The sequence below is a fragment of the Mycobacterium sp. IDUB_17 genome (assembly GCF_055419465.1).
This window is the reverse complement of record NZ_JBVAXS010000003.1, coordinates 595588-617817: the sequence shown is the minus strand read 5'-3', so window position 1 is coordinate 617817 and position 22230 is coordinate 595588. Positions and strand designations below refer to the sequence as shown.

At 66.0% G+C, this 22230-nt stretch carries 25 protein-coding genes and 1 tRNA gene; 16 read left to right on the top strand and 10 right to left on the bottom strand.

The window, feature by feature from the left end:
• Positions 1-281: 281 nt before the first annotated feature.
• Positions 282-1034, top strand: coding sequence for a hypothetical protein (locus ACZYZ7_RS15925; RefSeq protein WP_463741311.1), 753 nt, complete (start codon positions 282-284; stop codon positions 1032-1034).
• Here ACZYZ7_RS15925 and ACZYZ7_RS15920 read toward each other — a convergent pair.
• Complete coding sequence (locus ACZYZ7_RS15920; protein ID WP_463741310.1) at positions 1031-2050, bottom strand: linear amide C-N hydrolase; 1020 nt, start codon at positions 2048-2050, stop codon at positions 1031-1033. The two genes, ACZYZ7_RS15925 and ACZYZ7_RS15920, sit on opposite strands and share 4 nt — an antisense overlap.
• A gap of 89 nt (positions 2051-2139) precedes the next feature.
• Here ACZYZ7_RS15920 and ACZYZ7_RS15915 point away from each other — a divergent pair, with 89 nt between their 5' ends.
• Together ACZYZ7_RS15915 and ACZYZ7_RS15910 are read left to right on the top strand one after the other, a co-directional pair.
• The gene (locus ACZYZ7_RS15915) at positions 2140-2415 is read left to right on the top strand and encodes a hypothetical protein (protein WP_463741309.1); all 276 of its coding nucleotides are present in this window, start codon (positions 2140-2142) and stop codon (positions 2413-2415) included.
• A gap of 289 nt (positions 2416-2704) precedes the next feature.
• On the top strand, positions 2705-3403 hold the full coding sequence (locus tag ACZYZ7_RS15910; RefSeq protein WP_463741421.1) for a DUF4344 domain-containing metallopeptidase: 699 nt from the start codon (positions 2705-2707) through the stop codon (positions 3401-3403).
• 49 nt (positions 3404-3452) lie between these two features.
• On the opposite strand, the gene ACZYZ7_RS15905 is transcribed toward ACZYZ7_RS15910, so the two are convergent.
• The 4 genes from ACZYZ7_RS15905 to ACZYZ7_RS15890 all read right to left on the bottom strand — a co-directional run bounded on the left by ACZYZ7_RS15905 (position 3453) and on the right by ACZYZ7_RS15890 (position 7758).
• The gene (locus tag ACZYZ7_RS15905) at positions 3453-4334 is read right to left on the bottom strand and encodes a helix-turn-helix transcriptional regulator (RefSeq protein WP_463741308.1); all 882 of its coding nucleotides are present in this window, start codon (positions 4332-4334) and stop codon (positions 3453-3455) included.
• 268 nt (positions 4335-4602) lie between these two features.
• Positions 4603-4902 (bottom strand): growth/differentiation factor, encoded by a 300-nt coding sequence (locus ACZYZ7_RS15900; RefSeq protein ID WP_463741307.1) that lies wholly within the window; start codon positions 4900-4902, stop codon positions 4603-4605.
• A 9-nt stretch (positions 4903-4911) separates the two neighbouring features.
• The gene (locus ACZYZ7_RS15895) at positions 4912-6420 is read right to left on the bottom strand and encodes a TFIIB-type zinc ribbon-containing protein (protein WP_463741306.1); all 1509 of its coding nucleotides are present in this window, start codon (positions 6418-6420) and stop codon (positions 4912-4914) included.
• Between the two features lie 3 nt (positions 6421-6423).
• On the bottom strand, positions 6424-7758 hold the full coding sequence (locus ACZYZ7_RS15890) for an SPFH domain-containing protein (protein WP_463741305.1): 1335 nt from the start codon (positions 7756-7758) through the stop codon (positions 6424-6426).
• 338 nt (positions 7759-8096) lie between these two features.
• Between ACZYZ7_RS15890 and ACZYZ7_RS15885 the strand changes: the two genes are divergently transcribed.
• The 3 genes from ACZYZ7_RS15885 (at position 8097) to ACZYZ7_RS15875 (ending at position 9944) form a co-directional block, all read left to right on the top strand.
• Positions 8097-8780, top strand: a complete 684-nt coding sequence (locus ACZYZ7_RS15885; protein ID WP_463741304.1) for a hypothetical protein — start codon at positions 8097-8099, stop codon at positions 8778-8780.
• Between the two features lie 14 nt (positions 8781-8794).
• Complete coding sequence (locus tag ACZYZ7_RS15880; protein ID WP_463741303.1) at positions 8795-9256, top strand: hypothetical protein; 462 nt, start codon at positions 8795-8797, stop codon at positions 9254-9256.
• 160 nt (positions 9257-9416) lie between these two features.
• On the top strand, positions 9417-9944 hold the full coding sequence (locus ACZYZ7_RS15875; RefSeq protein ID WP_463741302.1) for a DUF1990 family protein: 528 nt from the start codon (positions 9417-9419) through the stop codon (positions 9942-9944).
• Between the two features lie 95 nt (positions 9945-10039).
• On the opposite strand, the gene ACZYZ7_RS15870 is transcribed toward ACZYZ7_RS15875, so the two are convergent.
• The gene (locus tag ACZYZ7_RS15870) at positions 10040-11056 is read right to left on the bottom strand and encodes an AraC family transcriptional regulator (protein ID WP_463741301.1); all 1017 of its coding nucleotides are present in this window, start codon (positions 11054-11056) and stop codon (positions 10040-10042) included.
• 175 nt (positions 11057-11231) lie between these two features.
• On the opposite strand from ACZYZ7_RS15870, the gene ACZYZ7_RS15865 reads away from it, so the two are divergent.
• The 8 genes from ACZYZ7_RS15865 (at position 11232) to ACZYZ7_RS15830 (ending at position 16512) form a co-directional block, all read left to right on the top strand.
• Positions 11232-11489: a hypothetical protein gene (locus ACZYZ7_RS15865; protein ID WP_450072591.1), complete on the top strand. Its 258-nt coding sequence runs from the start codon at positions 11232-11234 to the stop codon at positions 11487-11489.
• Positions 11490-11635: 146 nt separating this feature from the next.
• Complete coding sequence (locus tag ACZYZ7_RS15860; RefSeq protein WP_463741300.1) at positions 11636-12412, top strand: SDR family oxidoreductase; 777 nt, start codon at positions 11636-11638, stop codon at positions 12410-12412.
• The gene (locus ACZYZ7_RS15855) at positions 12405-12815 is read left to right on the top strand and encodes a GlcG/HbpS family heme-binding protein (RefSeq protein ID WP_463741299.1); all 411 of its coding nucleotides are present in this window, start codon (positions 12405-12407) and stop codon (positions 12813-12815) included. Before ACZYZ7_RS15860 ends, ACZYZ7_RS15855 begins: the two co-directional genes overlap by 8 nt.
• A 225-nt stretch (positions 12816-13040) precedes the next feature.
• Positions 13041-13349: a hypothetical protein gene (locus ACZYZ7_RS15850; protein WP_450072492.1), complete on the top strand. Its 309-nt coding sequence runs from the start codon at positions 13041-13043 to the stop codon at positions 13347-13349.
• Positions 13350-13539: 190 nt separating this feature from the next.
• Positions 13540-13818: a hypothetical protein gene (locus ACZYZ7_RS15845; protein ID WP_450072491.1), complete on the top strand. Its 279-nt coding sequence runs from the start codon at positions 13540-13542 to the stop codon at positions 13816-13818.
• A 199-nt stretch (positions 13819-14017) separates the two neighbouring features.
• Positions 14018-14695, top strand: coding sequence for a hypothetical protein (locus ACZYZ7_RS15840; RefSeq protein ID WP_463741298.1), 678 nt, complete (start codon positions 14018-14020; stop codon positions 14693-14695).
• On the top strand, positions 14665-15246 hold the full coding sequence (locus tag ACZYZ7_RS15835) for a hypothetical protein (protein ID WP_463741297.1): 582 nt from the start codon (positions 14665-14667) through the stop codon (positions 15244-15246). The genes ACZYZ7_RS15840 and ACZYZ7_RS15835 overlap by 31 nt, the downstream gene beginning before the upstream one ends.
• A gap of 750 nt (positions 15247-15996) precedes the next feature.
• A complete protein-coding gene (locus ACZYZ7_RS15830; RefSeq protein WP_463741296.1) occupies positions 15997-16512 on the top strand; it encodes a glycine-rich domain-containing protein in 516 nt (171 codons plus the stop codon).
• A gap of 409 nt (positions 16513-16921) precedes the next feature.
• On the opposite strand, the gene ACZYZ7_RS15825 is transcribed toward ACZYZ7_RS15830, so the two are convergent.
• From ACZYZ7_RS15825 to ACZYZ7_RS15815, 3 genes are all read right to left on the bottom strand, one after another.
• The gene (locus tag ACZYZ7_RS15825) at positions 16922-17107 is read right to left on the bottom strand and encodes a hypothetical protein (RefSeq protein WP_463741295.1); all 186 of its coding nucleotides are present in this window, start codon (positions 17105-17107) and stop codon (positions 16922-16924) included.
• A gap of 150 nt (positions 17108-17257) precedes the next feature.
• A tRNA-Ser gene (locus tag ACZYZ7_RS15820) sits at positions 17258-17347 on the bottom strand.
• Positions 17348-17366: 19 nt separating this feature from the next.
• Positions 17367-17879: a MarR family winged helix-turn-helix transcriptional regulator gene (locus ACZYZ7_RS15815; RefSeq protein ID WP_135459397.1), complete on the bottom strand. Its 513-nt coding sequence runs from the start codon at positions 17877-17879 to the stop codon at positions 17367-17369.
• A 67-nt stretch (positions 17880-17946) separates the two neighbouring features.
• On the opposite strand from ACZYZ7_RS15815, the gene ACZYZ7_RS15810 reads away from it, so the two are divergent.
• On the top strand, positions 17947-18924 hold the full coding sequence (locus ACZYZ7_RS15810; RefSeq protein ID WP_463741294.1) for an NAD(P)H-quinone oxidoreductase: 978 nt from the start codon (positions 17947-17949) through the stop codon (positions 18922-18924).
• Here ACZYZ7_RS15810 and ACZYZ7_RS15805 read toward each other — a convergent pair.
• Positions 18921-20117: a cysteine desulfurase-like protein gene (locus tag ACZYZ7_RS15805; RefSeq protein WP_463741293.1), complete on the bottom strand. Its 1197-nt coding sequence runs from the start codon at positions 20115-20117 to the stop codon at positions 18921-18923. The genes ACZYZ7_RS15810 and ACZYZ7_RS15805 overlap by 4 nt on opposite strands.
• A gap of 124 nt (positions 20118-20241) precedes the next feature.
• Here ACZYZ7_RS15805 and ACZYZ7_RS15800 point away from each other — a divergent pair, with 124 nt between their 5' ends.
• A complete protein-coding gene (locus tag ACZYZ7_RS15800) occupies positions 20242-22203 on the top strand; it encodes a DUF6541 family protein (protein WP_463741292.1) in 1962 nt (653 codons plus the stop codon).
• Positions 22204-22230: the final 27 nt, after the last annotated feature.

Sequence of the window (22230 nt, the reverse complement as noted above, 5' to 3'; positions counted from 1 at the left end):
CATATTCGTGAAACCAACGAGCCGGACGGCCGCGGGCCGCCGAGGCTCAGTCGCTCGGCAAACACCGGCGGACACCCGGCAGCAGAGCAGCGCAAACACCGGTTCCATCATTGAGGTCGACAACACCGACGACATGCCCACCCCTGTCGTCGACCGTCACAGCTCTATCGGAGTGAAATCTGCATCATCCCAACCTAATTGGATCGGGAACGCTCGAATACCTCACGGCCACCGCCCATTTCCCGACACATTCCGATTCCTGATGACGGTAAGCTCCGGCCATGTCCGACCCCACGCAAGATCCGACGATGTACAACGAGGTTCCACCGGAACCGACGGCGTACAGCGAGGCACCGGCAGAACCGACTGTTTCCAACGAGATTCCCCGTGGCGAGCAAATTTCCGATCACGACCCTGAGCAATCACCGCCGTGGTACAAGGTCCCCGCGGTTCTCATCGCTCTCGGTGGTGCGGCCGTCGGGATCGTCGCAGTGGCGGTCGCCCTGATGGTCAGCCGCGACGACGACGCAACCCCCACCGGAAACAACGCCCCCTTGGCGCCGGCGTCGTCGGCCACCACGCCGGCGCCCGGCGGCAATGCCCCCGCCCCGTCGGGACCCAGCCACGGACAATCGGCGCCGCAAGCTCCAGGACGGTCCGCGCCACCGGCGCCTGCCTCACCCGACGGTGGATCACCCGTCGCCCCGCCGCCGAGCAACCCGGGAGTGGTACCCGGATATCCCGTCGTACCCGAGCAGCCCGTCAACCCCGCACCGGACGGTCCGATGGAACCGGGTCACCCCACCTTCACCGGACCGACACCGGACGGGCCACCCGAGCCAGGGCATCCGACGTTCACCAGCCCCGACCCGGCGGGCCCGATGGAACCGGGTCACCCCACCTTCACCGGACCAGCACCGGACGGACCACCCGAACCGGGCCAGAACACGTTCACCGGTCCCGAGGCGGACGGGCCACCTGAACCGGGGCAGACGACATTCGCCGGCCCCGCGTCAGGCGACGAGGCGGATTAGCGCTCCGCCGCCTGCTCCAACTGATGGAGCAACCCGAGCGACAGGAAGGTCATGGGGCCTTTGTCCTCGAACTTGTGGGCCACGTTGCCGGCGATGCCGCCCTGCACGGCGAGCTCGCCGATCAGGTCGAGCTTGAGCTGCGGACTGCCCTCGGAGAAGTCGAGATCCGCCAGGTCGACCCACACGATGTTGGGGCGGGTCGTGGATTCGTAGACGTACCTCTTGTTGGTGAGATCGAGCACCACCTGCCAGATGGTCTGCGAAGCGTCGGGCTTGCCCGGGTCGGGGATGCGGAAGGGCTGAGCGGCATTGCGGATCACCGAGAACATGCTCGCGATGGCCTCGACCTGACTGGACGGCGTGGGCAGCCGGCCGGCGTAGTAGCTCGCCCGGGCGAAGCGGTCACTGGCCAAGGTGGAGCCAGGGATCGGCTGATCGCCACCGAGACCGGTGAACGACTTCACCAGCTCGAGCTGCTGATCGAAGGTCGGTGAATTGGTCATCACCCGGTAATCCTTCGAGTGATACACCCGGGCCTTGCCGTCGACGTACTCGATGATCGCCGAGTCGCCGGTCGCGTCATCGAGCGCCAGGTGCAGTCCCGGGCGGACGCCGCCGGTTGGATCATCCATCTGCACCACCTGCACGTCGGTCTCCGCGATCCATGCGGTCGCCTCGGCGACGGTGGCGAAGTTGTCCAGGAAGTACTGCAGCCAGATGGCCTGGCCCAGCTGCGTGCGCGAGCCATCCGGCTCGCCGTAGGTCGATTCGGCCAACCACAGGATGTGCCCGGCCAGACCTGCCTCGTTGATGCCGTCGACGGTGGTGATGTCGTAAGCCGAGGCGATCACGCTGCCGTACTTCGAGGTCCAGGTGAGCTTGCCCGAAACCGCGTCGTCACGCTGCACGCCGCGGGGCTGCTTCCACAGGTTGGTCATCAGATCCTTGTGGAAGTCCATGTTCCTGCCGACCAGAACCGCACCGCCCGCTTCGGGCCACATGACTCGCGTACACATTGGAGCGAGCCTAGTGCGGGTACGCGTCGATGTATGACGAACGCGCGGACCAGCTCTCATCGGCCAGTTAACCGCTATCGTTTCCAGTCATGGCGTCAACGACGTTGCCCAAGTCGCGTTCCGCGCTTCCGGCAATGGCGCGCACGGCCCTCGTGGCAACGGTGCTCGCCGCCGCGACGGCGCTACCGGGTACCGGAGTGGCCGGGGCCGATCCGATGACGGTGTGCCCACCCAACCAACCGTCCTACTGGAACGGGCAGCCTTGCTTCCCGCAACCGTGCGTGCCGCCGTACGCGCCGGGCATCCCGCCGTGCTTCATGCCGCCGCCGCAGATCGGGCCGAACGGGATACCGGTGTTCGGTTGAGCTTCAACGGGACAACAAGTTTCCCGAATGTCCGCATTTTTCCGAAAGCGTCTTCGGAACCACCTGGGTAATGTCCATCTATTCGAGACGGCTGAACCGGTTGACCCACAAAGCTTTCCGACTACCGAAAGGACCCACGGTGCGCCGGACGACCATCACCACCGCACTGGTGGCGATCGCACTGCTGGCATCGAGCTGCGCCGAGGACGACCAGTCCGCCGCACAGTCCCCGGCGGCAACGACGCCCCCGGCCACCCCTGCCGCAGCCACTGAGGCAGACGACGGCGCCATGGTCGTCAGCTTCGAAGACGCCACCACACCCGAGGCCCAACAGGGTCGGGCGTTGATGGTGAAAACCCAGGTGCTCGAGGGACTGGCCGACGAGGTCACCGGGATCTTCAAGCTGCCCTACGATATTCCGCTCGTCGGATCGGAGTGCGGCGAGGCCAACGACTTCTGGAGCCCGTCGGATCAGCAGATGGTCCTGTGCTACGAGGACGTCGCCGAGAGTCTCACCCTGTTCGCCGACGACCCCGATCCGGAAGCCACTGCGCGCCGCGTGGCGGTCGCGTCGTTCTACCACGAGCTCGGCCACATGGCCATCGACCTCTACCAACTGCCCGCCACCGGGCGAGAAGAGGACGTTGCCGATCAACTCTCGGCGTACCTGCTGCTGGCCGCCGACGCCGACGGCCACGTCGACCCCGACGAGGTGCAGGCCGCCAAAGATCAGGCGCGCGAATACCGCCTGTACGCCCAGGACGACGGTCCGCAACCCGACGAAGCACTGATGGCCGACGTGCATACCCTCAACGAAGCCCGGATGTACAACTTCGAATGCTGGATCTACGGATCCGATCCCGAGGCCAACGCCGACGTCGTCACCGACGGACTGCTGCCACAAGACCGCGCCGACGGCTGCGAAGACGAATTCGTCAAGCTCACCAACGCCTGGTCCGAACTTCTCAAACCTCACCTCAAACAGTAGCCACCACAACATCCAAGGAGCCATCCGTCAAAAGCTGAGCCCCAACGGCTTACACGTCGCGGTTACCCCACGTTGCGTGCCGGTACGCCGTCGGGGTGACGCCCACCCGCTGTTTGAACGTGGTGGCGAAGTGGCTGGGCGTGGAGAACCCGACGGCACTGGTGATCTCCGTGATCGTCAAGGGTGCGGATTCCAGCAGCAGCTTGGCCTGGGCGATCCGTTGGTCCAGAACGAACTGGTAGGGCGTCACGTGAAAGGCCCGCTCGAACGCGCGGCGAAACACGTCGAGCTTCATCCCGACCAGCCCCGCCAATGCCGGGAGGTTGACCTCGGAATCCACTCCGTCGCGGATGAACTCGACCAGGCATCGCTGTTCGTCCCGGCTCAGCTCCCGGACCCGGCGCGGCGGCGCCGACTGAGGAGCAGCCTCGCCGTACCGATCGCGCACGTGTAGGCGCAGCCCGTCGGCAAGGGTCTCCTGCAGCAGCCGCGCCGCGACGTCGTCGCGCCCCTCGACGCTGATGATCCGCTCGATCATGTGGCGCAGCAAGGGATCCTGCTGTCCCGCCGACGGACGCAACGTGTCGCGCCCGATGATCGCGGTCGGGAAGGTGAGCTGCACGAATCTGCATTCGGCCTCCTTCGCCGAAGCAGCCGCCCGCAGTTCGGCGGGAATCACCCACACATTGCTCGTGCGGGGGACGACGTGGCCGGCGAATCCGCCCTCAAACTCAACCTTTTTGGAACGCGCTCGCCCACCACACCAGACGAGTACCTTGTGATCGGATTCAGAAAATGACCAGTCGGCCGATTCGGTGAACTGCTGAGTAACGAACTCGACACCGATCCCCAGCACCTTGGTATCGTGCCCGCGGAAACCATCTCCGGTCTCACCGGGCACGTGTTCACCGTCGCCGAGATGGTGTTTCATCGAGCCGACAACGGGCCGACCGTTCGTTCAGCTAACACGCAACGATCGTAACGTCTACGTTGCCGGGACCGGCGCGCAAACTTCGAGAGTCGGCGGGAGAAATCCGGTTGCCGCCAACAAGCGCGAACAAGCCAGCGGCAACCGGATGTACGTCTACGTCGCCTATTCGTATGACGCAAAACCACCATAGACACCCGATGCTCGGCAACGCCTTCAGAATCCGGCGACCGACTTTCCAAAAACTCGCGAGCGAACCGCGGGTCGGGACCTACCCCTGCACCTCGCGTTCATTCGCGCCCGACATGCTCGATTTCCGCGAACCACGCTCGCTCCGCACGTACTGGTCCATCACCTGCATGTTGGCGATGTCCGAGAGGGTCTCCGTCTCGTGGTGGTGCCGCTTGTTCTTGTTCCGGTAGCGCGTGTACTGGTACATGAAGAACGCCGGTCCGGTAAGGAGAAACAGAAACGGGATCAACTCGGCGACATCTGTCGATGATGACGAGGACGCGTGGTGACTTGTCGCGAGAACAACGTCGACCGCGGTCGACAACATTGAGGTAACCATGTTCGCCCCCTATCGCCAGAACACCAGGGCCGACGCGATTGTTGCTGCGATACCGCACAATTCGACCACACCGGATGCCATCCAGAGGCGCATGGTGTTGATCGGCACCGAACCCATCGTCTCGCCGGTACGCCCGTTCACCGCGATGTAGTGCAGGAGCTCTTTCCCGCTGCTCTTCCGCTCGTAGTAGCTGTAGAGCCACACCGGCAGGTACGCCGACACCCACCGCTCACCGTGGACCTCGATGTGCTGCTGGTCCCAGCGGACGCCGCGATCGTAGAAGTCCAAGGTCTCGGCGGCGCGGTAGCGGCCGATGTCCTGGGCCTGCAGCCGCGCGGGCCCGAACATCGCATCGACGTCGAGATCGCGGCGCTGCGAAGTGAATCCCGAGAGGTAGTTGGGGTCATAGCGCACGGCGTTCTTGGTGTCGAACGGCATGATCGAATTGATGATGTTGTTGGTGTTGCGATCGGTGTGGAAGTCGCGCTTGTCGGCAGCCGATTCGATGGTCAGGTCGTCGATGTAGAGATCGAACTTGCGGGCCACCTGGTACGAGTCGTAGTCATAACGGGTCTCGGACCTGTCGTCGTCGATGCGCACGGTGTAGGTGCGGGTGGTGTGTTCGCCATAGCCCACGAACTCGACCGAGCTGCTGAAGTCGATGATCAGGTACGGCAGGTAGACACCCATGACGTTCTCGGGGGCGAATTCCGCCGTGAACCGCCGGTTGGCGAAGAACTTTCGCGCCGCCACGAACTCGGAGATCCGCGCGACCGCCTCGGCCTTGGGCAACGAGAACGGCAGCACGACGTCGGGGACGGCGCCGTTCTGGATCTGCTCGTTGACGGAGAGCTTGTTCCGGCACCAGTGACAGCGCGCCTGCACCGCATGGTTGGTGTCGATCGACACCTCTGCACCGCAGGCGCTGCATTTGAAGCTCACGACCTCGTTGACCCCGGGCACGATGTTGCCCGACCCCGAGCCGACCCGACGTCCGCGCAGCTCGCTGATGGGCGAGTTCAGATCGAACAGATCAGCCGCGCTCTGCTCGCTCCACGCGTATCGGCAGTACCGGCATACCAGGTTGCCGCTCTTGATATCCAGGGCGATATCGGTGGAACCGCACCGCGGGCACTTGTTCAGCCCGTCCGCGCGGTCGGACGTGGTCTGGATGACCTGCGGGCCGTCGTGGTTGTCGTACGTCACGACGGGCGCTTCGCCGGGGCCGTAGCCCGCGTTGCGCTCGGCCCGTCGCACCTCGGTGACGTCGTCCCACGTGGCGTTGCTGAACTCGCCGGGCGGCGTCACCTCGACAGCCTGGTCCCGCGGGATGACGCCGGCAGGCTGCGTGAACTGCTGCGGCTGCACTGGATAGGGCGGCCAGGGCTGGCCGGGCGGCTGCTGACCGGGCGGATAATGTTGCGGCGCCAGCGGATACGACGGCGGCGGGGGCGGGCTTTCGCCGTTGTTCGGCGGATACCCGCCCGACCAATTGCCCCCGTTGTTCGGGTGCGTCATGGCCTACAGTCCGAGTGCCTTCGCCTTGGCAGCGTCGTAGTCGGCCTGCGTGATCAGGCCCTGATCGAGCATGGCCTTGAACTGCGCAAGCTTCGCCACCGGATCGTCGGCCGCGGGCGCCTGCTGCGGTGCGTCCTGCGGAGGCGGGCCCTGCGGGTAACCCTGCTGGGGCGGGTACCCCTGGGGGTAGCCCTGCTGCGGCGGCGGGCCTTGCGGATAACCCTGCTGGGGCGGGTACCCCTGCTGCTGGGGGTAACCCTGCGGATAGCCCTGCTGCGGGGGCACCTGCTGATAGGGCGCCGGCCCCTGCGGTTGCTGAAGACCACCCATCGCGCCGCCGGCGGCGTTCATCCCCATGCCCATCATCGCGATTCCGGCTGCGCCACCACCGTTCTCGCCCGCGGCCTGCATGCCGCGCGCGACGGACTGCTGGAGGAAGGAGTTGCCGCGCGTGCCACTCAGCGCATCGGCCTTCTTGACGTCCGAGAGCAGCCGGCGGGTGTCCTCGTCGTACTCGATGGAGGCGATCGCAACGTTGACGATCGTCAGGCCCCGCCCACTCGTCCAGTGGTAGGCACTGTCGACCGCGGCCGAGAGCGACTGGGCGAAACCGATCGAGTCACCCTGGATGCGCGCCATCCGATTGCCCTTGGCCGGATCGTTCGTATAGTGCGAGAACGCCGGTGCGAGCGACGCGACCACCTCATTGAAGAGCTGGGTGGCGGCATCGTTGTCGAAGTCGGTGAAGTCGAACACCTCACCGCCGGCCTGCAGGTACGTCAACGGCACGAACTGGGTGGCGAACAGGATGGGGTCAATGATCCGCATCGTGTACGTGCCACGCGTGATCGCACCCACCTGGGCGCCGAGATAGGCGTCGTCCCAATAGATCTCCGACTGGGTGCCGAAACGGTTGTTCGGAAGCTCGCGAAGGTTCACGTAGAAGACGAGCTGTTGGCTGCCGGGCTGGCCGCCGAATTTGAAACGCTCGAACGACTGCGTGATCAGCGGGCTCACAATGCCGTCGCCGGCGAAGATCGACTGCGAGTTCGGGTCATCAGAACGCCACACGTAGCCACCGGGCTGTGCGATGAAGCCGGTGATCCTGCCGTCCTGGAACGTCAGCAGGCCCGTGCCCTCGGGGACCAGGATCTTCGAGCCGTTGCTGATGATGTTCTGCGACCCACGGGTGTTGGAACCGCGACCGGCATTCTGACCGACCGGAACGCCCGGAAAGATCGCTGAAGTCGGGGCGACCTGCGGTGGAACGACGAAGTCCTTCCACTGGTCAGCCAGCGTCCCCCCGAGTGCACCAGCGAATGCCTGAATGAATCCCACGAGCCTGCTCCTTAGACCTCGCAGCGATCCGACGGTGGGCGTGCCACGAATCGCCTGAACGGGACTGGACAATCGCCCCCAGTTAGCAGCCACAGCGTACCCGCGCGGAATCCCTCTGACTGTCACCAATTTGCGCAAGATCGCTGAGTAGCTGGACGCCCGTCGCGATCAGGGCCGGCACCCTCATTGGGAGACACCCGCCGCAAAGCACCGTGACGTCCCGCAACCGGCCGATAGGATTCGCCTTCATGTTGCCGGCAAGACAGGGTGCGGCTGTGGCGGTCGCCGTTGTCGCCCTCGCAGGTTGCGGGCCGACCACAGCGCCTTCGCCACCAGCGGTGCCGACAAACGCTACGACCACAACGGCCCCGCCAACCACGGCGCCCTGGCCGTCCGCCGGCTCAGCCGCACCACTGGCCACCGATGCGCACGGTTACACGATCACGTCGATCGCCGAACCCGGCTCACAACCGGACAAGTCGGTGACCATCCCGCAGCTGTCCGGCGGCGACCCGGCCGTCACCACACGCTTCAACGCTGCCATGCAGGCCTCCCGGGCCGGCATGCCCGCACAGTCCGCCGACATGAACGTGGACGACGGCGAGCTCCCCGGCGGATTCGGTAGTGGCGTAACCAGAATCGGTTCCGGTGTCGTCACCGGACGCATCGTGCTGCTCTGGTACGGCAAAGGAGCCGCACATCCCAACCACAGTCTGGGCACCGTGGTGATCCAGACCGACACCGCGACACCGATCACCGTCGATGATCTGTACCAGGATCGCGCTACCGCGCAGGCCCGGCTGCGCACACTGCTGCCGCAGCTCGACGCCAGTGGGCGGCTCAATGCGAGCTCAGTCTCGGGCGATGACATCGCCGCCAACTGGCTGCCCACGCCGAGTGAGCTCGAGATCTACGTGCCAGTGGCCCACTCGATGGGTGACTACGTGGCCGTGACCGTGCCGTGGGACCGGATCGCTGACCTGTTGCGACCGGGGATGCTCGATGTACTGAGGGCGGACTGAATGCGGACGAACCGTTGACGGCGCCCGAACCACCCGGGCCACCGGGGGCGCCCACCGGACCGGTATGGACCGGAAGGGGGCTGCGGCTGCCCGCACCACCCACTGCCGAGCATGCGGCCGAACTGGCGCAGCGCGCCGCAGACGCGGCGCTCAACGTCTCCGGCATCGAACTTGACTACACCCCAAGCTCATTGGGCCACGTGGATGACATCCTGGACAGTTTCCGCGAACCAGGCTCGGACGCGGTAGCCGAGACGATCTTCGTCTTCGGCTGCTACGTCGGCGAAGTGCTGGTCCGCAACGCGAGCTACGAATGGGTAGATACACCAACAGAACTCGCACGCAACCTCGGTCCGCTGACCGTCTATCGCGCGGCCACGACAACGCATGCGAACCCTATCGGCAAAGCGTTCAAACGCGTCGACAACGGCGACACTGACAGCGTCGCCTACTTCTATCAACTGTTCGCCGGCTAGTTGTACCGATATGGTCTCTTGGTGTTCGCACCACAGGTCCGCGAGGCCTGTCTTCGAACGGCCCCGACAAGCATTGCCGCCGCTACACGGTTGCCGAGCGACTGAAGCCTTAGCTCCTGCATCGCCGCGGCCCGGTAAGTCCAGCCGTACGCTGGTTCCCATGCCGACATTTCCGGCGGATCTGACCTATAGCGGCGCAAGCCTCACCGCACCGGCCCGCGACATCTGGACGGCCGGTCCACCGAACTTCCGCCGCTTCGAACGCACGATCGTCGTCGGTCACGGGAATGCCGTGTGGGTTTTCGCAACAGCCGAGGTGATGAACTGGGGCATCAAGCGGCGCAGCGGCTTCGGCGTCGCACCGGACAATGTTGCCGTGGAAGGTGCCGACTATTGCATCACGGCCAGGTGGGGACCTGTCGTCGTGCGCGAGCCGGTACGAGTCGTCGCCCTCGTCAACGACGACGATCGGTGCGGGTTCGCCTACGGCACGAAACATGGTCACCCTGTCTGCGGCGAAGAGGCCTTCATCGTGCACCGAAATGCCACCGGCACAGTGTTTCTGACACTGCGGTCCCTGACGCGGCCCGCACCCGAGGGACCTTGGCGGCCGCTGTTTCCCGCATTGCTGATCGCGCAGCGATTCTTCCGCCGACGCTATCTGCGGGCGCTCATCGCCGCGAGCTAGGTAAACAGGACCGTAGCTGATTAACCGAATGTGCACTGACGTGCACTCGGATGCCTCGGCGCGTCCCCGCAGGAGCCGATGGTGTCAGAACCGTGTCAACTTTCCGATGCCGCGCCCGCCGTCGTGCCGAGGCGGGTCTGCTCGGGTGTGGCGCCGGTCCATCCGCGGTAGGCGCGGTAGAAGGAGCTGGTGTCCTGGTAGCCGACCAGCAGCGCGATTTGAGCGACGCTGGTGTCTCCGGTGGTCAGGTAGTGCCGGGCGAGGCTTTCCCGGGTGCGGCTCAGTACGCCTTGGAAGCTGGCACCCTCCGCCTGGAGTTGGCGCTGCAGCGTGCGCGGACTCACCGCCAGCCTGCGGGACACGCTGTCAATGTCTTCGTGCCCGGCCGGCAGGGCTTCAAGGAGCACTGTGCGAACACGTTCGGCCATCGACGAGGACCGGGGTAATTCGGATAGCCGGGCGTGCAGTTGCGGCGAGAAGTAGGACCACATCTGAGCGTTCTCGGTCACGAACGGAAGCTCGGCGTCCTCGTTGCTGAACACGACCGCATCGGTTGGCCCGGCTTCGATGTCCACACCGAGATAGCCGCGGATCGTCGCGCTCGGCGGCGGGGGTTGTGTGGCCTGAACCCGTAGCGGTGTCACGGGCCGGCGGGTGCCCAGCCGTGCCAGAGCAACCCAGAACAGCAACTCGACGGCGGTAAGCACAGCTGGGGGTTTCGTCTCCGTCTGCCACGTGTAGCTCACCGTCGTGCCGTCGCCGGTTCGGCCCACGGTGATGACAATGGGGCCGATCAGGGGTTTGAACTGCGCGATGCGTTGCGCGGCGGTCATCAGGTTGGGGCTGCACAGAGCGGCGAAGATCGGCGGGTCGAAACTCTCGGCGCTCAATGCTCCGGCTACGGCAACAGGTAGCCCGTCTCGGTCGCTCTCCTCTTCGAGGGCACTCCAGAAGGCGAAGTACTGTGCGCTGCTAAGTTCTCCGGTTCCGCGGGAGAAGAAGTCGGTGGGGATTTGAGCGCGCCGCAAGACCGCGTCCACCGATACGCCCAGGTCGGCCAGCAGTGACCGCACCGCCGGGGTCAACACGAACATGCCCGAACTGGCTTCCATCCCGGCGAGTGTACGAGAGGTTTCACCCGCTTCAGATGTGGCGTGATCGGCTACCGAATTGACGTGTTCCGCTAGTGACGGTCCCCCGAATGCACGCCTACTGTTCGACCGGTCATGTACCGCTGGACTGTGTCCATCACCGGGAAGAGGCCTCGTGAACAAACGCGTTGCGAGCATCGTTGGAGTTGTCCTGTTCGGTTCCGCGCTCAGCGGCGGCATCGCTGTGGCGCACGCCGACGACGTTGTCGTCCGCGACGCCAACGGCGTCCCGTGGAGCTGGCCGACCGAGGCGTCCTGCATCAAGGACGGACCCGACGAGCACCTCCAGCACAGCGATGACGACGCCTTCCTCAAGTACTGGTACTGCCTCCAGCACGATGACGGTCTGTGGTACCTGCACAACACGGACAGCCCGACCGAGCAGGTCGGATAGAAACCGCCTGCCGACGCAAAGACGTAGCAGCCCCGGTCGGGGGTTTCGGGGGTGTGCGTCCGCGATGTCGCCGGCTGGTGGGTGCGTGTTGAGTTACGGCCCCTTCTCGTACATGCCTACGTATAGCGACTTTCGAAAGGAAGCACATGCCCAAGAAGATCCTCATCACCGGCGCCAGCTCGGGTTTCGGTCGCGGAACCGCGATCGAGCTTGCCCGCGCCGGGCACACCGTCGTAGCTGCCGCTGAGACCTGGCCCCAGGTGCGCAGCCTGCGCGCCGACGCCGAAGCAGCGGGGGTCGAGCTCGAAGTGATCAAGCTCAACCTCCTCGATGAGATCGACATCGCCCACGCCGGGAAGTGCGACCCCGACGTGCTGGTACTCAACGCCGGCGTCATGGAGGGCGGTTCGATCGTCGACATCCCGCTCGAGCGGGTCCGGGAGTCCTTCGAGATCAACGTCTTTGGCCACATGGCGCTGGTTCAGGCGATCGTTCCCAAGATGGTCGCCCGAAAGTCCGGCAAGGTGGTCTGGACCTCGTCGATGGGCGGGATCCTGGTGGTTCCGTTCGTGGGCGCGTACTGCGCCACCAAGCACGCCATCGAAGCCATCGCCGGGTCGATGAAGGCCGAGCTCGCGCCGCACGGCGTGCAGGTCGCCACCGTCAACCCGGGCGTCTTCGGAACCGGCTTCAACGACACCGGCGCGGAGAGCTACGTCCAGTGGTACGACCCGGAGACCGCGGTCGTGCCCATGCCCGAGTTCGGCGACAGCCTCGCCGACCAGGCGGACCCGCAAGAGATGATCGACGCGATGGTGGAGATCATCCCCGCCGACGAGCACCTCTACCGCACCATGCGTCCCCTCGCCACGATCGACGCCGCCAAGCAGTGGCAGGAAACGGAGTGGACCCAGAATGCCTGAGATCACGCTCGAACACGCCAATCGACTGATCGCAGAAGGCATCGCGACCGCCGAGGCCCAGCGGATGAAGGCCGTCTTCGCTGTGCTCGACAAAGGTGCGAACCTCGTCGCCTTCGTTCGCATGGACGGCGCATGGCTCGCCTCCAACGAGCTCGCCATCGCCAAGGCGCGCACCTCGGTGATGTTCCAGGCGCCGACCGCCGCGCTGCCAGCGCCACTGGAGATCGGGGAGCCGGCACTGCACTTCGACCACATCCACTCGCCAGGTCTTCTCCTCGTCGGCGGCGGTGTTCCGCTGTACGACGGTGCACAGAACCTGATCGGCGGGCTCGGAGTGTCTGGCGGAACGCCCGAACAAGACGCCGCGCTGGCTGAGAAGACAGCCAATTGGGCGACGCTCTAGGTGCACTCAATGTTGGCCGACGGGCGCTGGCCGGCGCCGCAGTGACAGGTGCGATCCTCGGCGAGGCACTGACCGGGCAGATATGACCACGCGAGAAGCCTTGCGGGACAGTTGCCGTCGCCGTTGCACTGGCCCTGGTGACCGCGGCAAGCATGGGAATGCACCTGTTGCAATTCGCGTAGTTCTACTGATCCGGTTGCCGGCCGCGTGCCCAACGATGGAGCCATGAGCCGCGAACTGCACCGCAACCCTGGACTGTCGATGATCGGCATCGTGGCGATGGTCATCGCATACATGTTGGCGTTCACCGTGCTCTCCGATACCGACATGGCGTCGAAGTTCGAGAATGGCGTCGCACCGCCGGGGACCGATGCGGCCGGCCTCCGTGTCGCTGCCGTCGGGAGCATCGTCGCCGCTGTAGGTGCATGGGTGTCCGTAGTCGCCGGTCGCGCCATCATCCCGATCGCGTTGGTGCTCGTGGCCTCTGCGCCGTTCGCGCTGCTGTCGCTCTTCACGTTGCAGCTTGCGTTCTGATCGACGGGGGCGCAGCCACAGCGGACACCCGGGTTCCGATGCGCTCCGCAGCGTCCCGGCAACATCACGCGCCTCACTCGAGGCACAGAAGTCGGGAGACAGCATCGAGTAGTGGGACCCGAACTTGGTCAGCAACATTGTTGCTCTCACCGAAGTGCGCCACTAGGTGCCAGAACCTACACTCCAATCCATGTTCAGCAACCGTCAGATCTTTCGCGACCCTCCCGTGGAGCTAACCACCGCGCAGGAGTCCTCAGCCAGGAACGCCGCCCGGCGAGCTGCGCGGGAGGCACGACATTCGCTGCGCACTGCTCGTGGGCAGTTCCGGCGCTACCGTGCGGTCGCGGGAGCCGCTTACCTGGACTGGACGCGGTGGAACGGGGAGTACCTCGACGAGTATCACGGTGGTGGCGGAGTCAATGAGGGTGGCCTCCAGGTCGGCACCAACGTTCCCGGCGACGCGACCTAGCTTTCGCGCCGGACACGCCGACACGAGGCAGTTACCCGCTATTGTTCATCTGCATGCGTCCCACGACGTCATTTAAGTCGCCCCTCGCTTTCGCGGCAAAGCTATGCAAAGCCATCGTCACCGCTGCGATCGGTGCCGCGCTCGTCGCAGGCTCCGCCCTGTCCGTTGCCCCGGTGGCCGGCGCCGAGCCGATGACGGTGTGCCCACCGAACCAGCCGAGCGGCTGGAACGGGCAACCGTGCTTCCCTCAACCCTGCATGCCGCCGTATGCGCCGGGCATCCCACCGTGCTTCATGCCGTCGCCCTCGATCGGGCCGAACGGCGTGCCGGGGTTCGGGTGAGCCACGTCGAGCTCCCCGGGAAGCGATTCACCACCGCACGGATCGCCCGCGTCACCGGAGACGTGTCGTGGTGGGTGTTCGTGATCGCTCGGCTCGCGGCGGAGATGAACTCGTTCGGCCTACCGCGCCGCTATGCGGATTACAGCAGCGAACCGATCTTCGGAGTCGGCTTGGGCCACACCGACTTCGGCTGGACCGCCTACGAGCCGCTGACCGACCAGCCGCCGTCGCTGGTGACTGACTTCTTCTGCAGCACGAACGTCGTGTCATCCATCGCGGCAGTCGCCTTGGCCGTGACCGTAACCGCGGCCATGGTTGAAGCCGTCGCGGTCGGCAGGTGGCCGGCCGGCGTAGCAACGATTCTCACGCCAATCGCGGGTGCCGGCGTCATCCTCACCGCGCTCCACTACCGGAGCGGGTTCGCAGGCGGGCTGCAGCTGAACCCCACCGTGATGTTCGGGCTCGTGCTTCTCGGAGTGGCGATCCGCGAGGTGTGGAGCCGGGCATGGGCGCCCCGCAGGACGCGCAAGCGGTGACCCGTCTCCGGCGCCCGACACCAGGAGCGTGGATCCTCGTCGGCATCGACACCGTCTTCGTCGCGGCGGCGGCCTACCTCTGCTGGACGCTGGTGTGGTGCGGCGGCCCGTTCGAGCGCATGGGCTGGATCTTCCCCGCGTTCTTCGTCGGACCCCCACTGCTGTTGGTCGGCGCGATCTACTTCGGGGTGTGCGCCGCGCGCCGACGGCGGGTGGCGGTGCCCGTCGCTGCGACTGCCGCGGTGGCTGCGCTCTCGATGCTCCTGATCGGCACCGGCGTGCTGCAGAAGGTGCGGTGGGCGCATGCCCGCAGCGCGGTGCACGCAGTGGCGGAGCACCCGCCGGCGCGGGGCGAGACCCAGCACCGCTGGGTGGGCACCTATCCTGCGACCGTCCACACGAACTCGAGTGGCACTGTGCTCATCAAGTTCGAGAACAGCTGGGACGGCCTGCTCTACGTGCCCTCCGGAATGCCCGAGCCTGACCGGGATGGCGATGTGCGGATCGGCACCGAAGTGATGCCGCGCTGGTGGTTCTACGACACCGACTGATCCGCCGCGTCGCACTTCTGTGGCGAAATAGCCTGTCCCTGAACATGTCTGGGGCCCTATACCCACCTCACAGACTCGATGAGTGCGGGAAGGTAATTCCCGTGGGTTGCAGGGTAGGGACGGGTGAGCCCGGCCTCGTGCACCTCGTCAACGAGGTTGTGCGCCCAGCTGCTCGCTGTACGCGTCCTCGACACTGAGACCGGGCACCCGACCCCGCAGCAGGTTTTCCACCATGCGGCGGGCGGCTGCTTCGATCACGTGCGGCGCGGCCGAGGTGCGTTTCGTGACCGAGCCGTTCCCGCACCGTCAGGTGACTACCCACAGCTGCATCCCGGGTATCGCGGTGCGGGCACCGTCGTCAGCTGCGCGCGTTTACGACACCGGAGTTGGGATCGGTAGCGTCGCGCCGTGTGGTCCGCTTCGTCCCGCAACGATGTGGACGACACGGGAGGACGAGATCATGTGGTGGATGATTCCGGTGGTGGTCATCGGGTTCGACCTGGCACTCTTAGCGATCTTCGCAACCGTCAAACGTCGGCGGCTCCGCGTGCTTGGGACTGCCCGTCGCGGGAGGTTCGGGTCTGATGCCGGCGCCGGCGCAGCTGCCATCTGGGCGACGGATGCGGGCTCCTCCAGTTTCGGCGACGGAGGCCACGGGGGCCACTCAGGTTGCGGTGGTGGACACAGCGGCTGCGGCGGTGGAAGCAGTTGTGGCGGGGGCGGCGGAGGTTGCGGGGGCGGTGGCTGCTGATGATAACGCTGCGAAAGCCCGGCGCTCGGTATACCGCCGACCAGGTCATCGCCGATCTGGAGTTGCCGGAGGCGGTGTTCAAGACCTGCCCCTGGCAGCCCCGTGAACTAATCGACGCCGGCCTGCGACAGTGGTTGCGATGCTGCGCGGTAGCACTGCGCGACGGTCAGACGATCGGAATGCCCTCGCGTGCAGTCGATGAGGCCTGGCACGGTCTGATCCTGTGCACCGTCCGCTACGCGGCATTCTGTAACGCCGCCTACGGGCGGTTCCTGCACCACCATCCCGAGGGCGGTGCGCCGCCGCCCGCCGCCTCAGCGGTCGGCGAGTGCATGGATGAACAATTACGCCGCACCGTCATCGCTTGGTCCATGGTCGCTGAGCCAGGTGAACGGTGCGTCCTGTGGGATCTGGACTCTCGGCTCGGGCTCGATGAGCCATGGGGCATCAGTGCGCACCGGGTCTCGGACATCGACGCAGCACTGACAGGCCTCCCGCGTTTCCGTATCGGGTGATCCCCACGGCTGCGAGGGTAGCGCCGGGAATGACCAGCCCGTAGGTGGTTTCCCATCTGACGCTCGGGACGTGAAGCAACAACGGAACCGGAGGGCGACGGGACTGCTTGGAGTGTCAGGCGCGGTGAGGACCAGCTTCGAACACCCGCCGCGAGGAGGTCGCGCCACACGGTCTTCCACCTGGCCAACATGGGGTTGATCGTGGTCCGCGACCACACGCCGCGCTCGCCGGAACCCGCTCGCAATTCGGTGATTAACGCCTCGACGTCGAGCTTCGTGAGCCTCTGCACCTTCACGTCGCCGTACCGCTCCACCACGGGAGCGAGAGCGAACTTGTAGGCGGCGGCCGTCGTCGGCTTCACGCGCGCGCACTTCGCCGCGAGCCAGTGTTCAACCGCTTCCGTCACGGTCAGGTTGCTCGGCGGGTGTGGGTACCGGATATGAGCTCGGCCGGCGCCTTGAACCTCTTCTTGTGCTGAAACCGCGAGCCGTCCGCCCGCCGGGCGTGGAGGCGTACCTCGTAGCGCACACGTACCTCGTAGCGCACACCGTCACCGATGTCGACGCGGGTGATGTAACTGGGGAGTCGAGCCATGCAGAAATCCCATCGCGAAAATCCGATGAGACCAGCGCAGGCGAACGACACGCCGACCGGTCCGGCGGGTCAATTCCCCGCGGATTGGGTCACTTTGGGTCATCGACACGGTTCCGAGCTCCGCGGGCGAAACTCGGAAACCACCACTGATGGCGGTGGCGGAGGGATTTGAACCCCCGGACGGTGTTAGCCGTCTCTCGCTTTCAAGGCGAGTGCATTAGGCCGCTCTGCCACGCCACCGCCGACAAGAGTACGGGTTTCACACCCGGCCGATGTGGGCGGGCGGCGCTCCGTTCTTCAGCGCGACGCTGATGCGGCGACAGTTCTCCCCCATCGCCGCGATCTGCGGACGTGAGAGCCTGCCGAGAAAGTGCGACCGGACACCCTGTCCGTAGGTCACCATCGCCTCACGAACAGCAGCCCTGCCCTCTTCGGTGATCGTGGCGACCACCCCGCGCCCGTCATCGGGACTGGCACACCTGGTCACCAGGTTCTGGACTTCCAGCCGCCGGATCTGCCGGGTCACCCGGCTGGGCAGTGACATCAGCCGTTCGGCCAAGTCACCCATCCGGGCCGACCCGGTCGATGACTTGTCCAAGATGTCGAGCAGGCGCACATCGTTGAGGGTCAGGTGATGTGCGTCCACCAGCGACCGGTTCAAGGTCGCATACATTCGCAATGCCGAGTCGAGGTAGTTCTGCCATGACCTCTGCTCGGCGATGTCCAGGCCCGGCATGTCACCCGCCGTGCGCCCCGCAATCATCCCCGCCATGAGCGCAATCGTAAGGGACGTCAGTATTGCTGCGCTTGGGAAACAGCATGCTTGTAGCGTTGAGATAATGCATGCAATTGCCGCCTCCGTTAACGGTCACCTGACCTGGGAAAACGTCGCTGATATCGAAGCAGCAAACGAAGAAATTCTGATCCGAGTCCACGCCGCGGGCGTCAATCGCGCCGACTTGCTTCAGGCTGCGGGCAAGTATCCGCCCCCGCCAGGAGCCAGCGAGGTCATCGGACTGGAGGTGTCGGGGACCGTCGCCGCCCTCGGCGCAGATGTTACCGACTGGTCAGTTGGGCAACCAGTGTGCGCATTGCTCGCCGGCGGCGGATACGCCGAGTACGTAGCCGTACCGGCCGCACAGGTGTTGCCATTGCCCGATGGCGTTGCTCTCAGGGAATCCGCAGGATTGCCCGAGGTGTCCTGCACGGTGTGGTCCAACCTCGTGATGACCGCCGGCTTGACGGCCGGTCAGGTCGTGCTGTTGCACGGTGGAGCCAGCGGAATCGGCACCCACGCCATTCAGGTGGCCCGCGCGCTCGGCGCCCGGGTCGCGGTGACGGCCGGCTCGGCGGACAAGCTGGCGCTGTGCCGCGAACTGGGGGCCGACATCACCATCAACTACCGCGACGAGGACTTCGTGGAGCGGGTCCGGAGCGAAACCGGCGGCGCAGGGGCCGACGTGATCCTCGACATCATGGGAGCGGCCTACCTGGACCGCAACGTCGACGCCCTGGCCACCGGAGGACGGCTGGTCATCATCGGCATGCAGGGCGGCATCAAGGCCGAACTGAACATCGCCAAACTGCTCGGCAAGCGGGCCGGGGTCATCGCCACCTCACTACGTCCCCGGCCGGTGCACGGGCCCGGCGGCAAGGGCGAGATCGTGCGGGCGGTGCTCGACAATGTCTGGCCGATGATCGCCGACGGACGGGTACGTCCGATCATCGGCGCCGAACTGCCCATCCAGGAAGCCCAGCGGGCCCACGAATTGCTGGCCTCCGGTGAGGTCGCGGGGAAGATCGTGCTTACCGTCTAGCCCAGCGAGGCCAGGGCCCGCACCAGCTGATCGACCTCGGCGCCGGTCGAGTAGTGCGACAACCCGACCGTCACCGCGCCGCCGATGTCGTTGACGCCGATCACGTCGAGCACGCGCGAGCTGGCATTCGAGATCGCCAGGATGCCGTTGTCGGCCAGTCGCTGTACCACCCGCTCGGCCGGGATGTCGCGCACCACGAAGCTGAGCACCGGAATCTGCGACTCCGGCCTGCCGATCACCATCACCAACGGCAACGAGCGCAGCGAGGCCACCAGGTACTCGAACAACCGGTCCAGGTACGCGCCCGCCGACTGCATCGACACAGCCAGCCGCTCACGCCGCGAACCGCTGGCCGAATCGTCGAGGTTCGACAGGTACTCGATGCTGGCCACCACGCCACCCAGCAGTCCGTACTGGTGTACGCCCACCTCCAGCCGAGCCGGACCGGTGGCGTGCGGATCCAACGACACCGAGGCCAACGAATCGATCGTCGACGGGTCGCGGAACACCAGGGCGCCGATCGGCGGGCCGCCCCACGGCACGGCGTTGAGGGCGACCACATCGGCATCGATCTCATTGATGTCGATCAGCCGGTACGGGGCCGCCGCCGAGTGGTCGACGACGACCATGCCGCCGACCTCGTGGGTGAGCTTCGTCACCTCACCCAGGTCGGTGATGGTTCCCAGGGTCGACGAGGCCGACGAGATGGCCACCAGGCGGGTCGGCTTGTCGATCAGCCCTTCCCACTGCCAGGCCGGCAGCTCACCGGTCTCGATGTCGACCTCGGCCCACTTGACCTTGGCGCCATAGCGATTGGCGGCCCGCAACCACGGCGCGATGTTCGCCTCGTCATTCAGGCGGGTGACCACCACCTCATAGCCGAGGCCGACCCGGCTGGAGGATGCCTCGGCCAATGCGGTCAGCAACTGGGCCCGGTCCGCGCCCAGGACCACACCCCGCGGATCGGCGTTGACCAGGTCTGCCACGGCTTGGCGGGCGGCGATGAGGACGGCCGCGCTGCGGCGTGCCGATGGGTGCGGTCCGACAGCGGTGGGCATCGAGCCGCGGAAGGCGGTGGAAACCGTCGTCGCGACCGAATCGGGCACCAACATGCCGTTCTGGGCATCGAAGTGGACCCACCCATCGCCCAATGACGGGTGCAGGCCCCGCACCCGGGCGACGTCGTATGCCATGCCAGCCACCTTAGAGGGTCCGCAGATATCACAAACCGACACGATTTGGTGAGCGCCCGACCGCACGTTTGCACTTCCGAGACCATGCTCGGACCGGGTCGCCCTGGGCAGCCATACTAGTCCAGTGGGCTTCGGGTTCGGAGTGCTAATCGCACTGTTGTTGCTGGTGATCCCCGGGGCGCTGATAGCCAGGGCCGGCGGGCTGACCGTGTCGACGGCAGTTGCAGTGGGTCCAGCCTTGACCTACGGCACTGTCGCGTTGGCAATCATTCCGCTCGGGGCCATCGGCGTGCCGTGGAACGTGTGGACTGCGCTGTTTGCTGTGGTCATCGTCGCCGCCATTGCGGCCGGCTTGCGGAGGGTGCTGGCCCGCTACCGTGACCGCGATGCCGAGGCCTCGGGCGCGGCGCGGCGGGCCGCCGTGGTGGTTGCGGTGGGAGTGCTGCTCGGCGCCGCGCTGATTGCTGCCGCGGCGATCGCCGGCCTGCCGCACTGGCAATCCATCCCCAGCACCTGGGATTCGGTGTGGCACGCCAACACCATCCGGTGGATCCTCGACACCGGCCAGGCCTCACCCACCCACATGGGCGAGCTGCGCAACGTCGAAACCCACGAGGCGCTCTACTACCCGTCGGCCTTCCACGCCCTGGCCGCCGTCTACTGCCAACTCACCGGTGCCGCCGCGACCACCGCGTACACCGTGAGTTCGGTCACCGCGGCGGTGTGGCTGTTCCCGGTCAGCGCCGCGGTACTGACGTGGAAGATGGTCCGCCCGCACGCCTGCGAGATGCGCACCGCCGTCGTCGCGGCCACCGCGGCAGCGCTCACCGCGTCGTTCACCGCGGTGCCCTACGTCGAATTCGATGTGGCGGCGATGCCCAACCTGGTCGCCTACGGGCTCGCGGTACCGGTGTTCGCCCTGATCGTCTCGACACCGGCACATCGCGACCGCATCGGCCTGGCCGTGCTCGCGACGGTCGGCGTCTTCTCCGTGCACCTCACCGGCGGTGTGGTGACCGTGCTGCTGGTCGGCATCTGGTGGCTGGTAGATGCGCTGTGGCACCCGGTCCGCGGCCGGCTGTCCGACTTCCTGGCGCTGGCCGCCGTCGCGGTGCCGACCCTGCTGATCATGCTTCCCCAGTTTCTCGGGGTCCTTCAGCAGGCCGACATCATCGTGGGCCACGCCTTCGTCAACCACCTCGGCAAGAAGCACTCACTGTTCTCAGCGGTCTTCCAGCACACCCGTCACCTCAACGACTTCCCCATCCAGTACGCGCTCATCGCGCTGGCCGCCATCGGCGGACTGGTCCTGCTGGTCAAGAAAATCTGGTGGCCGCTGGCGATCTGGCTGATCTTGATCACGTCGATCGTGCATTCCGGCGCACCGTTCGGCGGCCCGATCGGAGCCATCACCGGCAAGTTCAGCGACCTGTTCTACAGCGATCCGCGCCGGTTGTCGGCGGTGGTCACGATGCTCTACGCGCCGATGGCCGCGATCGGCCTGTGCACGCTGGCGCTGCTCGGCGCCGCGCTGCTGCGTCGCACCGGCGCCCCACCGGCCTGGATCCGCGCGACGGCCGCCGTCGCACTGGCCGCCACCACCGTGGGCCTGGCCTGGCACTACTTCCCCCGCCACAAGTTCCTGTTGGGCGACAAGTACGACTCGGTGATGATCGACGCCAAGGACCTCGAAGCCTTCGCCTACCTGGCCAATCTGCCCGATGCCCGCACCACGCTGATCGGCGACGCCAACACCGACGGCACCGCCTGGATGTACGCGGTCTCGGGGCTGCACCCGCTGTGGACGCACTATGACTACCCAGTGCAGCAGGGCCCGGGGTATCACCGGTTCATCTTCTGGGCCTACGCCGACGACGCGGACACCGATCCCCGCGTTGCCGAGGCAGTCGAAGCGCTCAACATCCGCTACGTGCTCACCAGCACACCGGTGGTCCGCGGGTTCGTCATGCCGGACGGACTAGTGTCGCTAGAGCACTCACGGTCGTGGGAGAAGATCTACGACAACGGTGAGGACCGCATCTACCGCTGGCACGGAGAGAACGCGGCCACCAGGGCGACGAACTGACACGACCCAGAACTGACAAGATCCAAG